The organism is Erythrobacter sp. S158 (genome assembly GCF_057364915.1).
In genome coordinates this window covers 1,775,399-1,793,676 of the sequence record NZ_CP200279.1, presented here as the reverse complement: position 1 = coordinate 1,793,676, position 18,278 = coordinate 1,775,399, and the positions used below count along the sequence as shown (strand labels likewise).

Below are 18,278 nucleotides of genomic sequence, written 5' to 3'. Positions count from 1 at the left end.
GTGCGCGTAGGACGGTTAGAACGAACCTTCAATCTCGAGTGTGAAAATCGTCCCGAACTCGCGGTCTCGGTCTTCGATGAAGTCGATGACGCCAGCCTGGCGATCGACGAAGACGGTCCGGTCGAAGCGATTATCGCGGTCGGCGATGTTGGCGACGTTGGCGCGAATGGTGAGGCCGGCGACGTCCTTGTTCTCGATAAAGGCGCTCACGAAACCGGGAAAGCTTTCGGTTCGCAGCGCGATTTCGTCGAGGCGCACGTTGGGTGCGTTGTCCTCGTAGCTGGCCGACGTGCCTATTGCCCAGGATGTGCCCTGGAAATCGTGGCGCAGGTCCATGCCGACATCGAGAATGTCGTTCCCGGACAGTCGCCGCGTCGTGCCAAGCAGCGGGTCGACGATCGAACTGTCGCGCACCGAAGCGCGCAAGTCGAGCCGAGTGCCGCGCCAGCCGAACCCTTCGGAAAGAAGCGTGAGGTCGCCTGCAATGCCGTAGAACTCAGCAGAAGGCAGGTTGCCCGGTGCCTGACCGCCGCCTTCGATCGGGATCTGGTCGACGATGTCCGAGATGTCCTCGTAAAATGGCCGCAGGTTCAGAGTGCCGATCGCGCCCAGATTGATCGCTGCCTCGATCTCGAAGACCCAGCTTTGCTGCGGCACGAGGTCGGCGTTGGTCACATCGGCGCGTTCCTGATTGAGGTCGACCGAGGCGATGAAATCGAAGAAGTTGAGCTGGCCTACAACCCGTTCAACGCGGCCTGCGATGTTGATGTTGGGGCTGGCCTTCCAGTCGAGCGCCACGAAACCCTTGGGCCGATAGAATGTGCGCGTCTGGCCAAGCGGACCGCTCTGGCTGATCTTGGAGTATTCGGCGCCCAGTGAAGACTGGAATTGCAGCGTCGAGGCGAGCGTCCGGCTGTAAATGAGGCTCGCTTCTGCACGGTCCTCTTCCACGCGCGCGGTGGCGCCCGGCAGCGCGACGGGCTGGAAATCGCCGCCCGCATCGATCACTTCGAGCGCGGAGGTGATGTCGAGGAAGTTCTTCACACCCTCGGCCGCGACAAGCAGGTCTCCGCCTAATGCACCAAAGCTGTATTCAGAGCGCAGGATCGTCTCGCCTTCATCGGCATCGCGGGTGAAGCGGCTTCCGACGACCGGCGAGCCATCCTCGAAACTGGTGATCGCCTGGCTGACGGTGGGGCTGTCCTCGTAGCGGTGGTAGGCGATAAGCTTGAGCCGTCCGCCGCCAAGGTCGAACTGGTAGTCCGCGCCGAGTTCAAAGTTGTATTCGTCTTCCTGTGAACGGAAGTCGCGAGCACTATCGGGCAGGCCGACGATACCGTCCTGAAGCGAGATTTCGCTCTCACGGAAGATGAAGCCGTTCACTTCGCCGGTCAGGTTCAGGACATTCTCATTGTCCGCCACGCGTGTGTAGGAGCCGGAAAGCCCGATCCGGTCCGAATTGAAGTTCGAGGCCTCATCCCGCAGCGCGATAAGCGTGCGCGCGCCGTCGAACACGCGCTCGATACCCTCGTCACCTCGCCTGCCAGAGTTGTTTTCCAGCTCAAGCGTCCACTCGTCCTTTTGACCACCGCCAGCAATCGCGACGCGGCCTTCATAAAGGCGCGCGGGCGTGCCGAACGAGCGGAACTGGGGTGCATAGCGGAACTGGCCCGAAATGCCGCCGCCGCTCGCGGTGATGACGTTGAGCACCTGTCCGGTGAGGCCGCCGACATCAAGGCTTGCGCCGTCGACCAGCACCAACTGCACGACCTCGTCGGTCGGGATGCGTTGAAGGGCGGCGACGGGGCCATTCGACTTGCCCGAAATGCGCCTGCCATTGATGATGACGTTGGTGTCCGCTTGACCGAGGCCGCGATCCCCGCCGCCTTCGCGGATGGAGAAGCCCGGGATCTGGCGCGCCATGTCGAGAGCGCTTCGCGGGGCAAAGCGGGCAAAATCTTCCGGCACGAAAGTCCGGCGAGTGTTTGCTTCGGTGGATGCCGCGCCGGTCTCGTCCAGTGCCTCGCCTTCGCTTGTCTCAGCCGCAAGCGGTGCCGGGCACAGGGCAAGGGCTGCGCAGGTCGCGAAAAAGAGTTTGGAACGGGTCAGGGGATTCATCGAGGCAGAGAAACGCTGAGGGAGCATGAAAGTTCCTTGCGCATCGCTAAAATGAATGAACAGGCTCAAGGGACGAACGGTCATCTGCGTTCGACAAAAAACGTGCGCAATTTGGGCCGATTGCGGACCATCGATTCCACGGCTCTGGTTGCCGCTGACGCGTCAATTCGCGCACACCATTATCGGCTGCGTCATCTGGTCTGGCTGTTGAGTGAAATTCTCCACTGGTCGGGAAGACAGGATTCGAACCTGCGACCCCCACACCCCCAGTGTGATGCGCTACCAGGCTGCGCTACTTCCCGTATCCAGTGGAGGAGGCGGCCTATAAGGGTGGCGTTTGGCGCTGGCAAGACGAAAGCTGATCCATCCCACCGGCTATCGGGGCGATACACACAGCTGTGGCCTGTTTGCCACCATGCGCGCCAGCCGAATTGCCCGTCGCTTGTATTGCTGCTAACCGCGCCCACTTACCTGAATAAGGGTGGAGCGGACGTACCGATTGCCACGCAATTGGCGCCCGCTTTCGGGATTGTAAAACAGCAAAATGAACGGGCTTTTGACACATGCTTGACCTTCTTGCCGCTGCCGGAGCTGCTGATGCGCCTCCGGGCTGGATCAACTGGTTGCCGATCATCGGCATGGTCGTGATCTTCTGGTTTCTGATCATCCGTCCGCAGATGAAACGCCAAAAAGAGCACCAGGCAAAGGTCGCTGGCCTCAAGAAAGGCGATCAGGTTGTCACGCAGGGCGGCCTGGTAGGCAAGGTCATGAAGGTCGACGACACCTATGCCGAGATTGAGCTCGCCAAGGATGTTCGCGTAAAAGCGGTCAAGCACACCATTGCTGACCTGATTGAGCCGGGTGGCAAGCCCGCCAACGACTAAGACCAGCATGCCGGGCCTTGGCGCAGCACCATGCGAATTCAGCCCGGACATCGACGGTAAATATCATAAGGTTCAAGACTGAACGGCAATGCTTGATACACCACTCTGGAAGAAGATTTCGCTCTGGGTCTTCACCCTTGCGCTCGCAGCGGCGGCGATCCCTTCGCTCATGTCCAGCTTCACCTCCTCGGACGAACCCGCGCCGGCTCCCGCCGACGATGTAACCGCAGAGGCTCCGGCTTTCCCCGAAGTGGACGGGGGAGACGAGGAGGAAAGCTCGCTTCCGCAGATCAATCTGGGGCTCGACCTTGCGGGTGGCTCGCACCTCCTGCTTGAGGCAAACCCGGCTGATGTCGCGAGCCAACGGCTCGAGAACATGGAAGAAGCGGTCGAATCCGCGCTTCGCCAGGCGGTGCCAGCAATCGAGTTCGGAGACACTTCGCGCTCGGACGGACAGCTTTCCTTCATCCTCGACAGCGTTGCCGACATCGACCGTGCACGCGCGGTGCTTGAACCGATCATGATGGGCGACGGCCTGCGCCGTGAATGGGATCTATCGGTTGTCGATGGACAGCGTATCGTGCTGACCCCGACCGATGCCGGACAGGCAACCGCACTCAACAGCGCCATGGAAGGCGCGGTCGAAGTTGTGCGTCGCCGTATCGACCTTCTCGGCACGCGCGAGCCGACGATCATCCGCCAGGGTGAAAATCGCATCGTGGTGCAGGTGCCTGGCCTTCAGGACCCGGTTGCTCTCAAGCGTCTCCTTGGTGAGACCGCAGAGCTTGAATTCAAGCTGGTTGATCAGCAGGCCCTGCCGACCAACACCGCTGCCGGTGTCGCAAATCCGGGAAGCCAGATCTACCCATACGCGCCTGAAACCGATTTCGCCGGCCAGTTCGAAGCGGTCAAACGTCTCGGCGGTATTCGCGGCGACAGCCTTATCAATGCGCGCGCGGGCGTCGATCCGCAGACGAACGAGAACGTCGTCAACATCCAGTTCGACCAGCAGGGCGGCCAGAAATTCGCTCAGCTTTCGACCGAGAATGTGGGCGAGCGCTTCGCAATCATCCTCGATGGGGAGGTGATTTCCGCGCCGTTTTTCAACGAACCGATCCTTGGCGGTAGCGCACAGATTTCCGGCGCTTTCACGCCTGACACGGCAAACGAGCTTGCAATCTCGCTGCAATCGGGGGCGCTGCCGGTGCCGCTGACCGTGGTCGAAGAGCGCACCGTCGGACCTGACCTTGGCGCAGAATCGATCCGCAGCGGCCTTATCGCGATGCTGATTGGTTCGATTGCCGTGATCGCGCTGATGGTCGCGACCTATGGCCGTTTCGGCGTCTATGCGACGGCGGCGCTGGTGTTCAACGTGCTGATCCTGCTGGGCCTGATGGCTATCGGAAACTTCACGCTGACTTTGCCGGGTATTGCTGGCTTCGTGCTGACTGTCGGCGCGGCGGTGGACGCAAACGTGCTCATCAACGAGCGTATCCGCGAAGAGCGCAAGCGTGGCCGCAAGGTCATCACCGCGGTCGAGAACGGCTACAAGGAAGCGAGCCGAGCGATTTACGACGCCAACATCACCAACTTCATCGCAGGTGTGCTGCTGTTCTGGTTCGGCTCGGGCCCGATCCGTGGCTTTGCGGTCGTGCTGGTGATCGGCCTTGCGACCTCGGTCTTCACCGCGCTGACCCTGACCAAGATGTGGGTGTCCGGCTATCTCGCCGCCAAGCGCCCTAAAGACATCACGATTTAAGGAGGACGAGACATGAAACTGCTCAAGCTCGTACCCCAGGACACAAACATCAAGTTCCTGAAACTGCGCGTTCCCTTCTTCATTCTCAGCATCGTGCTGATCGTGGCAAGCTGGGCCGCTGTCCTGACGCAGGGCCTCAACTACGGCGTCGACTTCGCCGGTGGCCAGGAAATCCGCGCGACTTTCACCCAGACGGCCGAAGCGCCGGTGGTCGAACTGCGCCAGGTCATCGGTGATCTCGAAAACATCGAAGACCCGATCGTTCAGCGCTTTGGCGAACCCAACGAAGTCTCGATCCGTGTCAAGCTGCCGCCCGAAGCGGAAGGCAATCCCGAATTCGCGAACGAGATGACCAATGCGATCGTCACCGAGATCGAGCAAAGCTATCCCGATATCCGCATCGACGGCGTGGACAGCGTCTCGGGCAAGGTCTCGGGCGAGTTCCGCAACGATGCAGCTCTCGCGCTCATCGCGGCGATGGTGATGGTGGCGCTCTACATCTGGATCCGCTTCGAATGGCAATTCGGCGTGGGTGCTCTCTTTGCGCTGTTCCACGATGTGTCGGTGACGCTGGGTCTGTTTGCTCTGACTCAGATGGAGTTCAGCCTTCAGATCATCGCGGCGATCCTCGCGATCATTGGTTACTCGCTGAACGATACGATCGTCGTCTACGACCGCATCCGTGAGAACCTGAAGAAGTACCGCAAGATGCCGCTTCCAGAGCTGCTCGACCTGTCGGTGAACGAGACGCTGGCGCGCACGGTGATGACCTCGCTGACGCTGCTCGTCGCGCTTTTGCCGCTGCTGTTCTTCGGCCCGGCAAGCCTGTTCGGCCTCGTCGCGGCAATTACGGCGGGCCTGTTCATCGGCACCTATTCGAGCGTCTATCTCGCAGCGCCGCTGCTGATCTGGATGGGCGTCACTTCGGACAGCTTTGTGCCCAAGGAGACCGAAGCGGACCTTCAGGAAAAGAAGGTGCTGGGGCAGGTTTGATTGCATTTCGCAGGCCCATCCGGGCCTGCGTCCTCGCTAGACGGCCTCCGCGTTGCTGCGGCCCCGCTGCGGGCGGGCAGTCGCCCTTGCGGCCCCTTGGGCCGATTGCAGGTAGGCGTTAGCGTCCGATCAAATCATCGTAATGCGCCGCTAATTCCAGCGCATTAGTTTCCCAGCTGAACCGCTCCGCCATCGCGGCGACGGCGCTGCGCATGGGCGGGTTGTTGAGCACCTCGTTGACGCCCGCTGCCACGGCCTCGGGGTTGCGTTCGACCAGCCGTCCCGCGGTGTGGTTGGTGATGATCTCGCGAGCGCCGCCCACGTCACAAGTCACGACCGGCGTCCCGCAGGCAAGCGCTTCCACCCAGGCGTTGGCGAGCCCTTCATTCGCGGTAGGCAGCACCATCACGTCGGCAGCCGACAGCACCAGCGGCATCCGGTTGTGGTCGAGCGACCCTGCGAAATGCACCCGCTTATCAAGGTCCATCGTCTTGGCGAGGTCGCGCAAGTGCGCCTCGTCCTCACCCTTGCCGACCAGCACCAGCCGCGCTCCCGGAATGGCTTTCAGCGCGGCAATCGCAATGTCCTGACCTTTGCGTTTGATGAGAGCGCCGACGCAGACCAGCAGCGGCACGTTATCGGGCATCTTGAAGCCCAGTTCCTTGGTCAACTGCGCGCGCAGCTGCGTGTGCTCAAGCGGGCGGAAACGGTCGCGGTCGAGGCCGGTGTAATGGACGCGTATCTTGCGGCGATCCATCCCGATATCCTCCATCTCGCGCGCAAGGCTCTCGCTCACGGCTAGCAGCCGGTCGGCGCGCTCCGCCGCTTCGAGCATCTGCGCGCGCGCAAAGTCGATGCCCCCCCAATAGGTGATGTCGCTGCCCCGCGCCTTGATCGAAAGCTTTGTCCCAATTGTGTCAGCAATCTCGGCAGCGGCAGGGCCGTCGGGGAAGAAGAACTGCGCATCGAGCACATCAATCGGGCGCTCGGCATGAATGCGGCGGATCACGGGCAACGCAGCCTTGGCGATGGCAGAGGCGTTGCGGCGCGCGCCCACCGCCGGGATCAGGCGAAAGCGCGGCCGGTGAACAGTAATGCCGCCTTCCTCAGCGACTTCATCGAGGCCAGCAAGCGCGCGGTAGCGACCCACGGCCACAGGGGGCAGGCCAATCGGATTGACCACCGTTACACGCCAGTCCCCGCGCCGCGCCAGCGCTTCGAGCGAGCGTGCGACGAAGGTCCCGAAGCGCGGATTGGTCGTGTTGGGATAGAGCGTGCTGAGCGACAGGACGTGCTTCATCACGAACCTTCCTGCCGATTGCTGCGCACGATACTCTCCTCTCTCCGATTCAGGATGTTAGCGGGTTTGCGGTTAAAACCGACTGACAAACAAGATTAACGTCACAGCGGCCTGACCAGCATCGTGGCGACCGCGATCCAGGGCGGATTATCGATAACAAGCTGCTTGTTGCCCGCCTGAGCAGGCAAAAGGCCGACCAGCGTGCCCTTGCGATCGATCAGCCGACCGAACGCGAAGCGACCGCCGGGGCGGGGGATCAGGCAGTCCCGGTTCATTGCGCTTGCCGCTTCGTCCGGGTCGATCTGGCGTAGCCACACCATGTCGCCGGGACGATACTCGCCGACCGATGCAGCAACTTCGAGCACCAGCATGGTTGCATCGCCGCCGCTGGCCGCGATTTCGGTGGGGAGGATTGCCTCGCGCGGAGCCTTGAGCGCCTCGGGTTCGGAGAGGCCGAGTTCGGCGACAACCTGCGCGCGCTTCTGCTCTTCCGAACGCACCAGCACTTCGGGGTCAACCTCCAGCGCGGCGCCTATCCGGTCCATCCACTTGATCGAGAGGTTGCGCATCCCCGTTTCGAGCCGCCCGATCGTCTGCGCAGTGGTGGGCGGGTCGCAGGCCTCTGCAAGATCGGCGAGGGTCAAGCCCTTGGCCTTTCGGATTTCGCGGATGCGATTGATCATGTTTCGAACCTCTCGAAGAACCCTTTTGGCGAATTTGGACTTTCCTACAGTGCTGGATGCAATGCAAGCCTCAAATCACCCATTTGGTGATAAAGGAGAGTCGGACATGCGCAAACTGGTCGAGCGGGAGCTTACATCCGAAGGCCCAAGGCGCGAGGGCGCGGCGCGTGCCAAGGGGCGAAGCGTCACCATCAACGCGGCGGAATCGCCGATCGCATGGCTCCATTCGCGCGGGCACCTCTCCGCCAAGCTGTTTGATGCGGGCGAGGCGCTGCGCGCCGATTACGAGCGCGCGCAATTGTCACCCAATGTCACGATGCGATGGGACCCGGTGCGTATCAAGACAACCGGAGAGCAGGGGCTGAGCGCAAGCGAACGCCAGATCGCGGCAAAGCAGCGTTTCGATGGTGCGCTCAAGGCGGCGGGCAAGGGGCTCGAAGACATCCTTTGGCGTGTCGTGTGCGCGGGCGAGGGATTGCCGCAGGCGGAAAAGACCCTCGGCTGGCCTGCCAGGAGCGGCAAACTGGTGCTCAAACTCGCACTCGAGAGGGTGGCAGACTTCTACCGGATCAGGTGATCTGGATCATCGCGGCGCGATCTGGCACGAAGCGGACATGGGGAAGGGCATCATCCGATATGGTTTGCTGTATGGCGGCGCGCTCGCGCTTGTCGCGATGGTGCTGCAATGGGCGCAGTATCGCTATCTCCTGATGAGCATGCCGGGCGAGATCTACATCGGCGTGGTGGCAGCGATTTTCGTCGTCATTGGCATCTGGCTCGGCATGAAACTGACACCCGGTGGCAAGCCGACAGCATTCGAGCGCAACGAAAAGGCCATCTCCTCGCTCGGCCTAACTAGGCGCGAGTGCGAGATCCTCGACCACCTAGCAAAAGGCGCGAGCAACAAGGAAATCGCCCGCTCGCTCGGCGTCTCTCCCAACACGGTGAAGACCCATATCGCCAATCTTTACATGAAGTTGGAAGTGACGGGCAGGGGCAAGGCAGTCGAGGCAGCGCGCTCGCTGGCGCTCATCCCTTAAGGGCCGTCCATCAGGGTGAAATGGTCGAATTCACCCATCCGGGTGATAGGATTTGAGGTTCGAATAAGGAACGGGTCTGGCGTCCAATTACGAAAAAGGAGACGCACAGTGTTTCGTTATGCACTCACTTACGGTTCGATCATCGGTGTCGTGATAATCGCCTTCATGATCGCGGTGATGCTGGTGGTCGGGACCGATGATCTGATGACATCCGAGATCGCCGGTTACGCGGTCATGCTTGCGGTGCTCAGCCTCGTCTTCATCGGCATCAAGAGATACCGCGACGTCGAGCATGGCGGCGTGATCAAGTTCGGCCAGGCAGCTGCGGTCGGCATCGGGATCGCGGTGGTTGCTGCCGTATTCTACGTCATCACCTGGGAAGTGTTCCTTTACGCGACAGACTTTGCCTTCATGCAGGCATACGGCGATTCCATGCGCGCCTCGATCGAAGCGCAGAGCCTGAGCGATGCCGAGCGCGCGGCTCAGATTGTCGAGTTGGAAGAGAGCATGATGATGTACGCGAACCCGCTCTTCCGCATGCCGATCACCTTCATCGAGATCTTCCCGGTCGGGCTTATCGTCGCGCTGATTTCGGCTGCGATCCTGCGCAACGCAAAGGTGCTGCCTGCGCGCGCTGCGGCATAGACGATGAGGAGCAAGGTCGGTCGAGGAACGTCAGGCGTATTCGCCCGCGCCGTAGAAGAAACGCTCCTCGACGATCTTGCCGTCCTTGACGGTGTAAACGCCCACTTCCGCCATCTGGCTGCGTTCACCGTCCATCGTGACGTCCATGGTGTACCGCACCGCGAACTGGTCGCCGAAGACGTAGGGGCCCTGCATCGAGGAGGAGTGCATTTCAGCGTTGTCTTCCCACCATTGGTGTTTCTGGATCAGCGCCTCGCGACCCTCGACCCGCGCCATCGGGTCTTCGGTCGGTTCGAGACTGACAATGTCGTCAGACCAGTATGCCTGATACCCTTCGGCATCCTCTTCGATCATCAGCTTCATGAAGTCGGTGGCGAGTTGCTCAATGGACATGGCTGGCTCCTGCGGTTTGGCAAAGGCGGCGGCTGCACGCCGAGGGTTACACTCTTACACGCAAAGAGTGACACTTTCGCGAGCCACGTTGACGCTTTGCGCTCTAAGGTGACGCTTTTGCGGCCTATGGTGACACAGTGCCGGTTTTTGCCTCTGGACCGTGTAACATGCGGTCCACTTCTCGCATCTGTCAGGCGATCCGAGCGGCAATCTCGCGGCGAAGGGTCGGGAGGGTTTCGGCCTCATACCAAGGGTTCTTCGCCATCCACATCCGCACGCGCCAGGCGGGGTGAGGGAGCGGGAAGAAGGGTGCGAAGTCGGCCCCCCGCTTCACACGCTCGGTCATCGAGAGCTTGCGCGTTGCGGGCAGGTAGGCGGCCTGCGCATAAGCGCCGACCAGCAAGGTCAGCCGGTCTTCGGGGAGCAGCGCGAGGATGCGGTCATGCCATGCAGGCGCGCACTCCTTGCGCGGCGGAGCATCGCCGCCTTTCGCCTTGCCGGGATAGCAGAAGCCCATCGGCATCAGCGCGACCTTGGTGGGATCGTAGAAGGCGTCCTTGTCGAGCCCCAGCCAGCCGCGCAGCCGGTCGCCGCTGTCATCGTCCCATGGGACGCCGCTTGCATGGACGCGGGTGCCCGGAGCCTGTCCGATGATGAGGATGCGGCTGGTTGGCGAGAACTGCACCACCGGACGCGGGCCGAGCGGCAGGTGCTTGGCGCAAAGGGTGCAGGCCGCGATCTCCCGATGGAGAGCCTCGACCCGCTGCGCGCTCACCCCTCGACCTTCTCGGCGATGTCGAGCCAGCGTTCTTCGGCCTCGTCCTTCTGGCGGCGGGCGTTCTCCATACCCTTGGAGATGGTGGCGAAACGCTGCGGATCGGAGGCGAAGAGGTCGGGATCGGCGAGGATGCCCTCGGCCTTGGCGATGGCGGCTTCGAGTTCCTCGATCCGCGCCGGTAGCTGCTCGTAGTCGCGCTGGTCCTTGTAGGAGAGCTTGTCCGACCTGGGCGGAGGCGGCGCTGGGGTGGGAGCGGCAGAGGGCGAGCCCGACTTCGCCTTGCCAGCGACAGGCTTGCGCCGCTTGGCTTCCCAATCGGCATAGCCGCCCGCGACCACGTCCACGCGGCCCGTGCCATCGAGGCCGAGCGTGATCGTGACCGTCTTGTCGAGGAAGTCGCGGTCGTGGCTCACGATCAGAACGGTGCCTTCGAAGTCGGCGATGACCTCCTGCAACAGGTCGAGCGTTTCAAGGTCGAGGTCGTTGGTCGGCTCATCGAGCACCAAGAGGTTGGCAGTGCGCGCAAACTCGCGGGCGAGCAAAAGGCGTGAACGCTCGCCGCCCGACAGGATGCCGACCTTTGTGTCGACCAGCTTGGGATCGAACAGGAAGTCCTTGAGGTACGCCTGCACATGCTTGCGCGTTCCCCGCACGTCGATCCAGTCGCCGCCCTCGGCAAGGATCTGGCGCACGGTCACATCGGGTTCGAGGAGCTTCCTCTGCTGATCGATCATCACACCGGAAAGCGTGCGGGCATGCGTGATCGTGCCGGTGTCGGGCTCAAGCTCCTTGGTCAGCATCTTGAGCAAGGTCGTCTTGCCGGCACCATTTGCGCCGACGATGCCGATGCGGTCGCCGTTCTGGATGCGCAGGGTGAAGGGCTTGATGACCGCGCGGCCATCGTAGGACTTGGAGATACCTTCGGCGACAATCACCGACTTGGACTTGAACTCCTCGTCATTGCCAAGCTTGAGCTTGGCGGCTCCGCCGTCGGAGATCATCGCGGCGCGGGCTGCGCGCATCTGGTAGAGCTTCTCAAGCCTGCCCTGGTTGCGCTTGCGCCGCGCAGTGACGCCGCGTTCAAGCCAGTGCGCCTCAAGCTTGAGCTTGGCGTCGAGCTTCTCGGCGGCGCGCGCTTCCTCGGCGTAGACCTGCTCTTCCCAGGCCTCGTAACCGCCAAAGCCGACCTCCTTGCGACGCAGGGTGCCTCTGTCGAGCCAGAGCGTCGCGCGGGTCAGGCGTTTCAGGAAGGTCCGGTCGTGGCTGATCGTGATGAACGCGCCCTTGTACCGGGTGAGCCAGTCCTCAAGCCAGTCGATCGCGCTGAGGTCGAGGTGGTTGGTCGGCTCATCCAGCAACAACAGGTCCGGGTCTTGTGCCAGCGCGCGGGCGATAGCCGCACGGCGACGTTCGCCGCCGCTAGCTGTCGCCGCATCGGTACTCATGTCGATGCCGAGCTGGCCTGCAATCGCTTCGACCTCATGCGTTGCTGGCGCGTGATCGCCATGGAGCGCAAAGTCCATCAGCGTATCGAACGCAGAGAAGTCGGGCTCCTGCTCAAGAAACACGATCCGCGTGCCCGGCTTAACCCGCCGCTGGCCGCGATCGGCCTCGATCCGGTCGTCGATCAGCTTGAGCAGTGTCGTCTTGCCCGCCCCATTGCGCCCGATCAGCGCCAACCGGTCTCCGGGCAGGATATGCAGGTCGATAGGTTCTGCGCCTTCACCCGGCTGGGGGCCGCCAAAAAGCCAGCGCCCGCCTTGCTGAAGACCAAGCCCTTCCCAGGAGAGGATCGGAGGTTGTGCCATAGAGCGCGCCAAGTAGGGCCTTGCATACCGGCTGCCAAGTCGGTTCAGTGCGCGGAAAGCCGCAATCCCCCATCTGCGCGGCAAAGGAGGACGTATTTCATGACCCGTATTCCGCTTACTCTCGCTGCCGCCGGTGCTCTTGCACTGCCTGCAACTCTGGCCGCTCAACAGGTTGAAATCGAAGCCGATGGTCCTGTGATCGAACTGTCGGTCTATGAAAGCATCACTGCCGAACCCGACCTCGTGACGATCGGTGCGGGCGTCTCGACTGAGGCGCGCACGGCGGTCGAGGCAATGCGCATGAACGCAGAACAGATGAACCGCGTGATCGAGCGGATTATCGAGCTCGGCGTTCCCGAAGAGGACATCCAGACCACCGGCGTGAACCTGAACGCCCGCTATGATTACGACCGGCCCAACCAGCGCAATGTCTTCCGCGGTTATCAGGTCTCAAACCGGGTCAGCGTCAAGCTGCGCGAGGTCGACGAGACCGGCGCGGTGCTAGATGCTCTCGTCGTTGCGGGCGCGACCGACTTGTCAGGACCTGACTTTAGCATCGAGGATGACGAAGCCGCCAAGGATGCTGCCCGCGCCAGCGCCGTGAAGCGCGCGCAAAGCCGGGCGGAATCCTACGCTTCGATGCTCGGCTTTGACGGGGTCGAGGTGCTTTCCATCAGCGAAGCGATCCAGGGCCGTGCGCCCATGCCGCAAATGGCCATGCGCGAAGTCGCCGAAGACTCAATCCAAGTGACGGGATCGCGCATTCAGCCAGGGATGGTGAACACCGGCGTCAACATCACGATCAAGTACCAAATGGTGGATGACGATGCTGAAACGGCCGAGGCGGAGGAGTGACACCGGCGCCATGCCTGCCTGAACAAGTGGACTTCGCCGTATTCACAGCTTGTTCAACGCGCTGGGCCTAGGCATGACAGCACGATGACGAACAACCGCTTCCTCCTTGCCGCAGCTGCCGCCGCCATGATGGCGGTCGGTCTTGGTGCGGGCTCCACGACGTCGCTTGTCGCTGCAACGACAGGCGCGCAGGAGCAGTCGCGCTCGGACCAGGGCGAGGCGCGGCGGGAGATGCGCGCAGGGAACCAGCTGTCGCTGCGCGAGATCGAGCGGCGTATCCTACCACGTATGCGCGGTAGCGAGTATCTCGGGCCATCCTATGACAGCACCGCACGCGCATACCGGCTCAAGTTCATTCGCGAGGGCCGCGTGACCTATGTCGACGTCGATGCCCGCACTGGCCGGATCATCAACCGGTCGAATTGAGAGCGGATCCGCAATACTCATGACCATTCGCTGGGGGACGAAGCACAATATGCGACACGTCGCTCGCTTGACGTGCGTCGCACAAACGCGCAGGCATCCTCCCGAAAACTCAAAGGATAATGGTGGACCATGCGCATTCTGATCGTTGAAGATGAGCCCACTCTTGGCCAGCAGCTGAAATCCACGCTGGAGCAGACCGGTTATGCGGTCGATCTGTCGACCGATGGCGAAGACGGCCATTTCCTCGGCAGCACAGAGGATTACGATGCCTGCATTCTCGATCTCGGTCTGCCCGAAATCGACGGACTCAGCGTGCTCGGCATGTGGCGCAAGGAAGGTCGCGACTTTCCGGTGCTGGTCCTGACCGCGCGCGACAGCTGGTCGGACAAGGTGGCCGGGCTCGATGCGGGCGCTGACGACTACCTTGCCAAGCCGTTCCAGACCGAAGAGCTGATCGCCCGCCTTCGCGCGCTTATCCGCCGTGCATCGGGCAACACATCGTCCGAACTTACCGCAGGCGGTGTCCGGCTGGACACGCGCTCTGGCCGCGTGACGCTTGACGGGGAGCCGGTGAAGCTCACCGCGCAGGAATACAAGCTGCTCAGCTACCTGATGCACCACAAGGGTAAGGTCGTCAGTCGGACTGAGTTAATCGAACACATCTACGATCAGGATTTCGACCGCGATTCGAACACGATCGAAGTGTTCGTCACCCGCATCCGCAAGAAACTCGGCGCAGAGGTAATCACTACGATCCGTGGCCTCGGTTACAGCCTCGACGACCCCGCAGACGCTCCACGAGCGTGACACTGCGCGCAGGCCTGCCGCCTCGGCTTCACCGCCGGGAGCGGAGGAGCCTGCGCCCGCAGACGATGCAACGGGCCTTGCACAAGCACCGACCGACCAACCGCGCGCCAGCCTCGCGCGGCGCATGGGCTTCATCGCGGCGGGCTGGATCATCGTCCTGCTGCTGGGCGGCGGGATCGCGCTCGAACGCACGCTGACCCGGCAGGTCGAATCGAATTTCGACGAGCAGCTCGAATACCAGCTCACCGCGATGCTCGCCTCGGCGGAGATCGACAGCTTCGGAGAGGTGTGGTTCTACCGCCCGCTGGGCGACCAGCGCTTCCTCGAACCCGGCAGCGGCCTTTATTGGCAGATCAGCGGCGAAGGCTACGAACCGTACCCATCGCGAAGCCTGTGGGACACGCCGCTTGAATTGCGCGGACCGCAAGAGGGCGGGGACTTCAACAGCGCGCCGCAATTCTACAACTCGGCGCAAATTCCGGGCGAACCCATCCGTATCGTCGAGCGCACAGTGATCCTGCCGGGAAGCGAGACGCGCTGGACCTTCGCCGTCGCCAGCGCAACGGAGGAGATGGACGCGCAAATCCAGCAGGTCCGCACGATCCTGATCTGGAGCTTCGCCGCGCTCGGCCTTGGCCTCATTGTAATGGCCCTTCTCCAGATCCGCTACGGGCTCTCACCGCTGCGGAGGGTGAGGGCGGCGATCCAGAAGCTGCGGACCACCGGTGACAATCGCATCACCGAGCCGCTTCCCGCAGAGGTGCAGCCGCTGGTAGAGGAAGTGAACGCGCTGCTCGAACACACCGAGCGGCAGGCGGAAGAAGCGCGGATGCATGCGGGCAATCTTGCGCACGCGCTCAAAACGCCTCTCACCGTCCTGACCAATGCCGCCACTGCGCGCGATCCGGACCTCAGCACCGCCGTGTTCCGCGAGACGCGTACGATGCAGCGCCATGTCGATCACCACCTAGCCCGCGCACGCGCCGTTGGCCGCCGCGCGGTGGGACAGGCGCGCACCAATGTCCGCCAGAGCGCCGAAGCCGTGCGCCGCGCGGTTGAAAGGCTTTACCCAGAAGGTCGGCTGGACATTGCAGGCAGCAAAGATTCCCTCGTCGCGATCGAGCGTCAGGACCTCGACGAGATCCTCGGCAATCTGATTGAGAACGCCGCGAAATATGGCGGCGGCAGCGTATTCGTTACCGTCGATCATGAGCCCGGCAGCCCGCTCTGCCGCATTTGGATCGAAGACGACGGCGCCGGCATCCCCGAGGAAGAACGCAACCGCATCTTCGACCGCGGCGCTCGCCTCGACACCGGCAAACCGGGCACTGGCCTTGGCCTAGCCATCGTTCGCGACGTGGCGGAGATTTACGGCGGATCGGTCACGCTTGGCGAAAGCGAGGACTTGGGCGGCTTGCTCGTGGACCTTCGCCTGCCGCGAGCGGGGTAAAGTGAGTAATTCTGCGCTAGAAAATTGAGTGAGATTCGCTATTTAGATCGTAAAGGAGAAAGCGATGTCGCGCGCTGGACAGCATGTAGTGCCTAGCAAGAATGGTTGGAGTGTGAAGAAGGCTGGTGCTTCCAAGGCTAGTAGTGTCCATAGGACGCAAGCAGAGGCTGTAAATGCTGCACGGGAGATTGCTAGAAACCAGCGTACAGAACTTTACATCCACGGTCGTGACGGACGCATCCGAGCGAGAGACTCGTATGGGAATGATCCGTATCCACCGCGCGGATGATTGGCTCCCAAGGTTTCGAGAAATCGGTTTTTATCAATTGCCCATTTGATGCAGATTTCTCGCCGTTACTTCAGGCTACGGCATTTTGTGTAGTTAATCTTGGCTTCGATGCGCGCATCGCTCTCGAAGACCCGAACAACGCAAATGGACGATTGGAAAGAATCCATCATTTGGTGGAGACGTCCAAGTATGCAATTCATGACATAAGTCGAAGTAGGTGTCCGGAACAGGGTGCATTCGTGCGAATGAACATGCCATTCGAACTTGGTATCGACTATGGTTGTCAAAAGTACGGAAATGACGCGCAGCGCTCAAAGTCGATACTCGTTCTGGAGCGGAGCAAATACGACTTCCAAAAATGCCTTTCGGACATATCCGGTTGGGACATTCGAGCTCACGAGAACGACCACCTCAATATCGTTGAGCATGTTCGATCATGGCTCATTCGTCAGGCGGGGGCGCCTCGCATAGGGAAATCAAAGATACTTCAAGACTACGCTACATTCCAAGAGTGGTATTGGGAGCGTGAAAAAGAAAATGGCGCGAGTGACGAGGATATTCTCGCCTACCCAACCATCGAGCTGATTGATCTGATGCATGAATGGCGCGAGCTTGGAAAGCCCTACTAGCTCAGCTTAGTCTCCCCGCGCCTTTTCGTGGTGGCGGATCACTTCTTCGATGATGAAGCGCAGGAACTTCTCGCTGAATTCAGGGTCGAGATCGGCTTCTTCCGACAGCTTTCTCAACCGCTCGATCTGGCGCTGCTCACGAGCCGGGTCTGCGGGAGGTAGCGTCACTTTCGCCTTGTACTCACCCACCGCTTGGGTGATGCGGAACCGCTCTGCCAGCATGTGAATGATTGCGGCATCGATGTTGTCGATGCTCTTGCGATAGGCCGCGAGGACCGGATCGTCTCCGGCTGCGGCGGTGGTGGAAGGTTGCGTCTCGTGCGCCATATACCGCGAAACTAGCAGCAATTCAGCGCTTGCCAAGCGTGCTGCGCGCACCCTAAAGGCGCAAACGATGACCGCAGACGTCGTACCCCTGCCGCGCAAAAAACCGACGCTCGAGCCGATGCTTTCGCTGACTGCGAACGGCATGAATTCGGTCAACTCCGTCATTCTCGAACGCATGCAAAGCGAGATCCCGCTGATCCCGCGCCTTGCCGGTCACCTGATTTCGGGCGGCGGAAAAAGACTGCGCCCGATGCTGACACTCGCCGGTGCTGCGCTGGTCGGGTATGAGGGCACGCGCCATCACAAGCTCGCCGCAGCGGTTGAATTCATTCACACCGCGACCCTGTTGCACGACGATGTCGTCGACGGCAGCGAACTGCGTCGTGGCAAGGCGGCGGCCAACATCGTGTTTGGCAACCCGGCAACGGTTCTGGTCGGCGACTTCCTGTTCAGCCGCGCATTCGAGCTGATGACCGAAGATGGGTCTTTGCGGGTGCTCAAGATCCTAAGCCACGCCAGCGCCGTGATCGCAGAGGGCGAAGTCTCTCAGCTCACCGCGCAGCGCCAGATCGAGACGAGCGAGGAACGTTATCTCCACATCATCGGCGCGAAGACGGCGGCGCTTTTTGCTGCCGCCAGCCAGATCAGCGCAGTCGTCGCCGAATGCAGCGACGAGGAAGAGAGAGCGCTGGAAGACTACGGTCGTAACCTCGGTGTCGCGTTCCAGCTGGTCGACGATGCAATCGACTACGATTCCGACGCAGCGCAGATGGGCAAGGACCAGGGCGACGATTTCCGCGAAGGCAAGATGACGCTTCCCGTCATTCTCGCTCACGCACGCGGAGAAGAGGCTGAGCGCAAGTTCTGGAAGGACGCGATCCTGGGCCACCGGTCTTCGGATGAAGATTTCGCCGAAGCGATCCGCTTGATCGAAAAGCACAACGCTCTCGAAGACACGCGCGAGAAAGCACGCCACTTCGCACAGCGCGCCATCGACGCGATCTCGATCTTCCCTGACAGCAAGGCGCGCGCCGCAATGGCTGAAGCTGCGCAGTTCGCGGTCGCTCGCGGTTACTAATCGCGTAATCCCTGCG

Annotated in this window: 20 protein-coding genes and 1 tRNA gene; 13 read left to right on the top strand and 8 right to left on the bottom strand. The window is 61.6% G+C overall.

The genetic code is table 11. The annotated features are described in order from the left end of the window. Positions 1-15: 15 nt before the first annotated feature. Together AC0V6T_RS08835 and AC0V6T_RS08830 are read right to left on the bottom strand one after the other, a co-directional pair. On the bottom strand, positions 16-2,145 hold the full coding sequence (locus AC0V6T_RS08835) for a TonB-dependent receptor plug domain-containing protein (RefSeq protein ID WP_486126117.1): 2,130 nt from the start codon (positions 2,143-2,145) through the stop codon (positions 16-18). A gap of 198 nt (positions 2,146-2,343) precedes the next feature. Next, positions 2,344-2,420, bottom strand: a tRNA-Pro gene (locus AC0V6T_RS08830). Between the two features lie 261 nt (positions 2,421-2,681). Between AC0V6T_RS08830 and yajC the strand changes: the two genes are divergently transcribed. The 3 genes from yajC to secF all read left to right on the top strand — a co-directional run bounded on the left by yajC (position 2,682) and on the right by secF (position 5,754). Beyond that, positions 2,682-3,002 carry a preprotein translocase subunit YajC gene (yajC, locus tag AC0V6T_RS08825; RefSeq protein WP_007163645.1) on the top strand — a complete coding sequence of 107 codons (321 nt, stop codon included), beginning with the start codon at positions 2,682-2,684 and terminating at the stop codon, positions 3,000-3,002. A gap of 88 nt (positions 3,003-3,090) precedes the next feature. Continuing rightward, complete coding sequence (gene secD, locus AC0V6T_RS08820) at positions 3,091-4,761, top strand: protein translocase subunit SecD (protein WP_486126115.1); 1,671 nt, start codon at positions 3,091-3,093, stop codon at positions 4,759-4,761. Between the two features lie 12 nt (positions 4,762-4,773). Then, the gene (secF, locus tag AC0V6T_RS08815; protein ID WP_486126113.1) at positions 4,774-5,754 is read left to right on the top strand and encodes a protein translocase subunit SecF; all 981 of its coding nucleotides are present in this window, start codon (positions 4,774-4,776) and stop codon (positions 5,752-5,754) included. A 118-nt stretch (positions 5,755-5,872) separates the two neighbouring features. Here secF and AC0V6T_RS08810 read toward each other — a convergent pair whose 3' ends face one another. Both AC0V6T_RS08810 and AC0V6T_RS08805 read right to left on the bottom strand, forming a co-directional pair. Next, a complete protein-coding gene (locus AC0V6T_RS08810) occupies positions 5,873-7,054 on the bottom strand; it encodes a glycosyltransferase (protein ID WP_486126111.1) in 1,182 nt (393 codons plus the stop codon). Between the two features lie 101 nt (positions 7,055-7,155). Then, positions 7,156-7,737 carry a helix-turn-helix domain-containing protein gene (locus AC0V6T_RS08805; RefSeq protein WP_486126109.1) on the bottom strand — a complete coding sequence of 194 codons (582 nt, stop codon included), beginning with the start codon at positions 7,735-7,737 and terminating at the stop codon, positions 7,156-7,158. Positions 7,738-7,843: 106 nt separating this feature from the next. Between AC0V6T_RS08805 and AC0V6T_RS08800 the strand changes: the two genes are divergently transcribed. The 3 genes from AC0V6T_RS08800 to AC0V6T_RS08790 all read left to right on the top strand — a co-directional run bounded on the left by AC0V6T_RS08800 (position 7,844) and on the right by AC0V6T_RS08790 (position 9,422). Beyond that, complete coding sequence (locus AC0V6T_RS08800) at positions 7,844-8,314, top strand: DUF6456 domain-containing protein (RefSeq protein WP_486126107.1); 471 nt, start codon at positions 7,844-7,846, stop codon at positions 8,312-8,314. Between the two features lie 37 nt (positions 8,315-8,351). Then, positions 8,352-8,777, top strand: coding sequence for a response regulator transcription factor (locus tag AC0V6T_RS08795; RefSeq protein WP_486126105.1), 426 nt, complete (start codon positions 8,352-8,354; stop codon positions 8,775-8,777). A gap of 108 nt (positions 8,778-8,885) precedes the next feature. After that, a complete protein-coding gene (locus AC0V6T_RS08790) occupies positions 8,886-9,422 on the top strand; it encodes a DUF4199 domain-containing protein (RefSeq protein ID WP_486126103.1) in 537 nt (178 codons plus the stop codon). 30 nt (positions 9,423-9,452) lie between these two features. Here AC0V6T_RS08790 and AC0V6T_RS08785 read toward each other — a convergent pair whose 3' ends face one another. From AC0V6T_RS08785 to AC0V6T_RS08775, 3 genes are all read right to left on the bottom strand, one after another. Beyond that, positions 9,453-9,815 (bottom strand): SnoaL-like domain-containing protein, encoded by a 363-nt coding sequence (locus AC0V6T_RS08785; protein ID WP_486126101.1) that lies wholly within the window; start codon positions 9,813-9,815, stop codon positions 9,453-9,455. A gap of 190 nt (positions 9,816-10,005) precedes the next feature. Next, a complete protein-coding gene (locus AC0V6T_RS08780; protein ID WP_486126099.1) occupies positions 10,006-10,590 on the bottom strand; it encodes a uracil-DNA glycosylase family protein in 585 nt (194 codons plus the stop codon). After that, the gene (locus tag AC0V6T_RS08775) at positions 10,587-12,401 is read right to left on the bottom strand and encodes an ABC-F family ATP-binding cassette domain-containing protein (RefSeq protein ID WP_486126097.1); all 1,815 of its coding nucleotides are present in this window, start codon (positions 12,399-12,401) and stop codon (positions 10,587-10,589) included. Before AC0V6T_RS08775 ends, AC0V6T_RS08780 begins: the two co-directional genes overlap by 4 nt. A 99-nt stretch (positions 12,402-12,500) precedes the next feature. On the opposite strand from AC0V6T_RS08775, the gene AC0V6T_RS08770 reads away from it, so the two are divergent. The 6 genes from AC0V6T_RS08770 to AC0V6T_RS08745 all read left to right on the top strand — a co-directional run bounded on the left by AC0V6T_RS08770 (position 12,501) and on the right by AC0V6T_RS08745 (position 16,857). Beyond that, on the top strand, positions 12,501-13,256 hold the full coding sequence (locus AC0V6T_RS08770; RefSeq protein WP_486126095.1) for an SIMPL domain-containing protein: 756 nt from the start codon (positions 12,501-12,503) through the stop codon (positions 13,254-13,256). A gap of 84 nt (positions 13,257-13,340) precedes the next feature. Next, complete coding sequence (locus AC0V6T_RS08765; RefSeq protein WP_486126093.1) at positions 13,341-13,682, top strand: PepSY domain-containing protein; 342 nt, start codon at positions 13,341-13,343, stop codon at positions 13,680-13,682. Between the two features lie 129 nt (positions 13,683-13,811). After that, entirely contained in the window at positions 13,812-14,489 is a 678-nt protein-coding gene (locus AC0V6T_RS08760) for a response regulator transcription factor (RefSeq protein WP_007163658.1), read from the top strand. Beyond that, on the top strand, positions 14,440-15,939 hold the full coding sequence (locus tag AC0V6T_RS08755) for a sensor histidine kinase (protein WP_486126091.1): 1,500 nt from the start codon (positions 14,440-14,442) through the stop codon (positions 15,937-15,939). Before AC0V6T_RS08760 ends, AC0V6T_RS08755 begins: the two co-directional genes overlap by 50 nt. A 64-nt stretch (positions 15,940-16,003) precedes the next feature. Next, positions 16,004-16,228, top strand: a complete 225-nt coding sequence (locus tag AC0V6T_RS08750) for a DUF2188 domain-containing protein (protein WP_486126089.1) — start codon at positions 16,004-16,006, stop codon at positions 16,226-16,228. Next, the gene (locus tag AC0V6T_RS08745; RefSeq protein ID WP_486126087.1) at positions 16,225-16,857 is read left to right on the top strand and encodes a hypothetical protein; all 633 of its coding nucleotides are present in this window, start codon (positions 16,225-16,227) and stop codon (positions 16,855-16,857) included. Before AC0V6T_RS08750 ends, AC0V6T_RS08745 begins: the two co-directional genes overlap by 4 nt. 6 nt (positions 16,858-16,863) lie before the next feature. Here AC0V6T_RS08745 and AC0V6T_RS08740 read toward each other — a convergent pair whose 3' ends face one another. Continuing rightward, positions 16,864-17,184: a chorismate mutase gene (locus AC0V6T_RS08740; RefSeq protein WP_486126085.1), complete on the bottom strand. Its 321-nt coding sequence runs from the start codon at positions 17,182-17,184 to the stop codon at positions 16,864-16,866. A 67-nt stretch (positions 17,185-17,251) separates the two neighbouring features. On the opposite strand from AC0V6T_RS08740, the gene AC0V6T_RS08735 reads away from it, so the two are divergent. Beyond that, positions 17,252-18,262 carry a polyprenyl synthetase family protein gene (locus AC0V6T_RS08735; protein WP_486126084.1) on the top strand — a complete coding sequence of 337 codons (1,011 nt, stop codon included), beginning with the start codon at positions 17,252-17,254 and terminating at the stop codon, positions 18,260-18,262. The last annotated feature ends 16 nt before the right edge of the window (positions 18,263-18,278 follow it).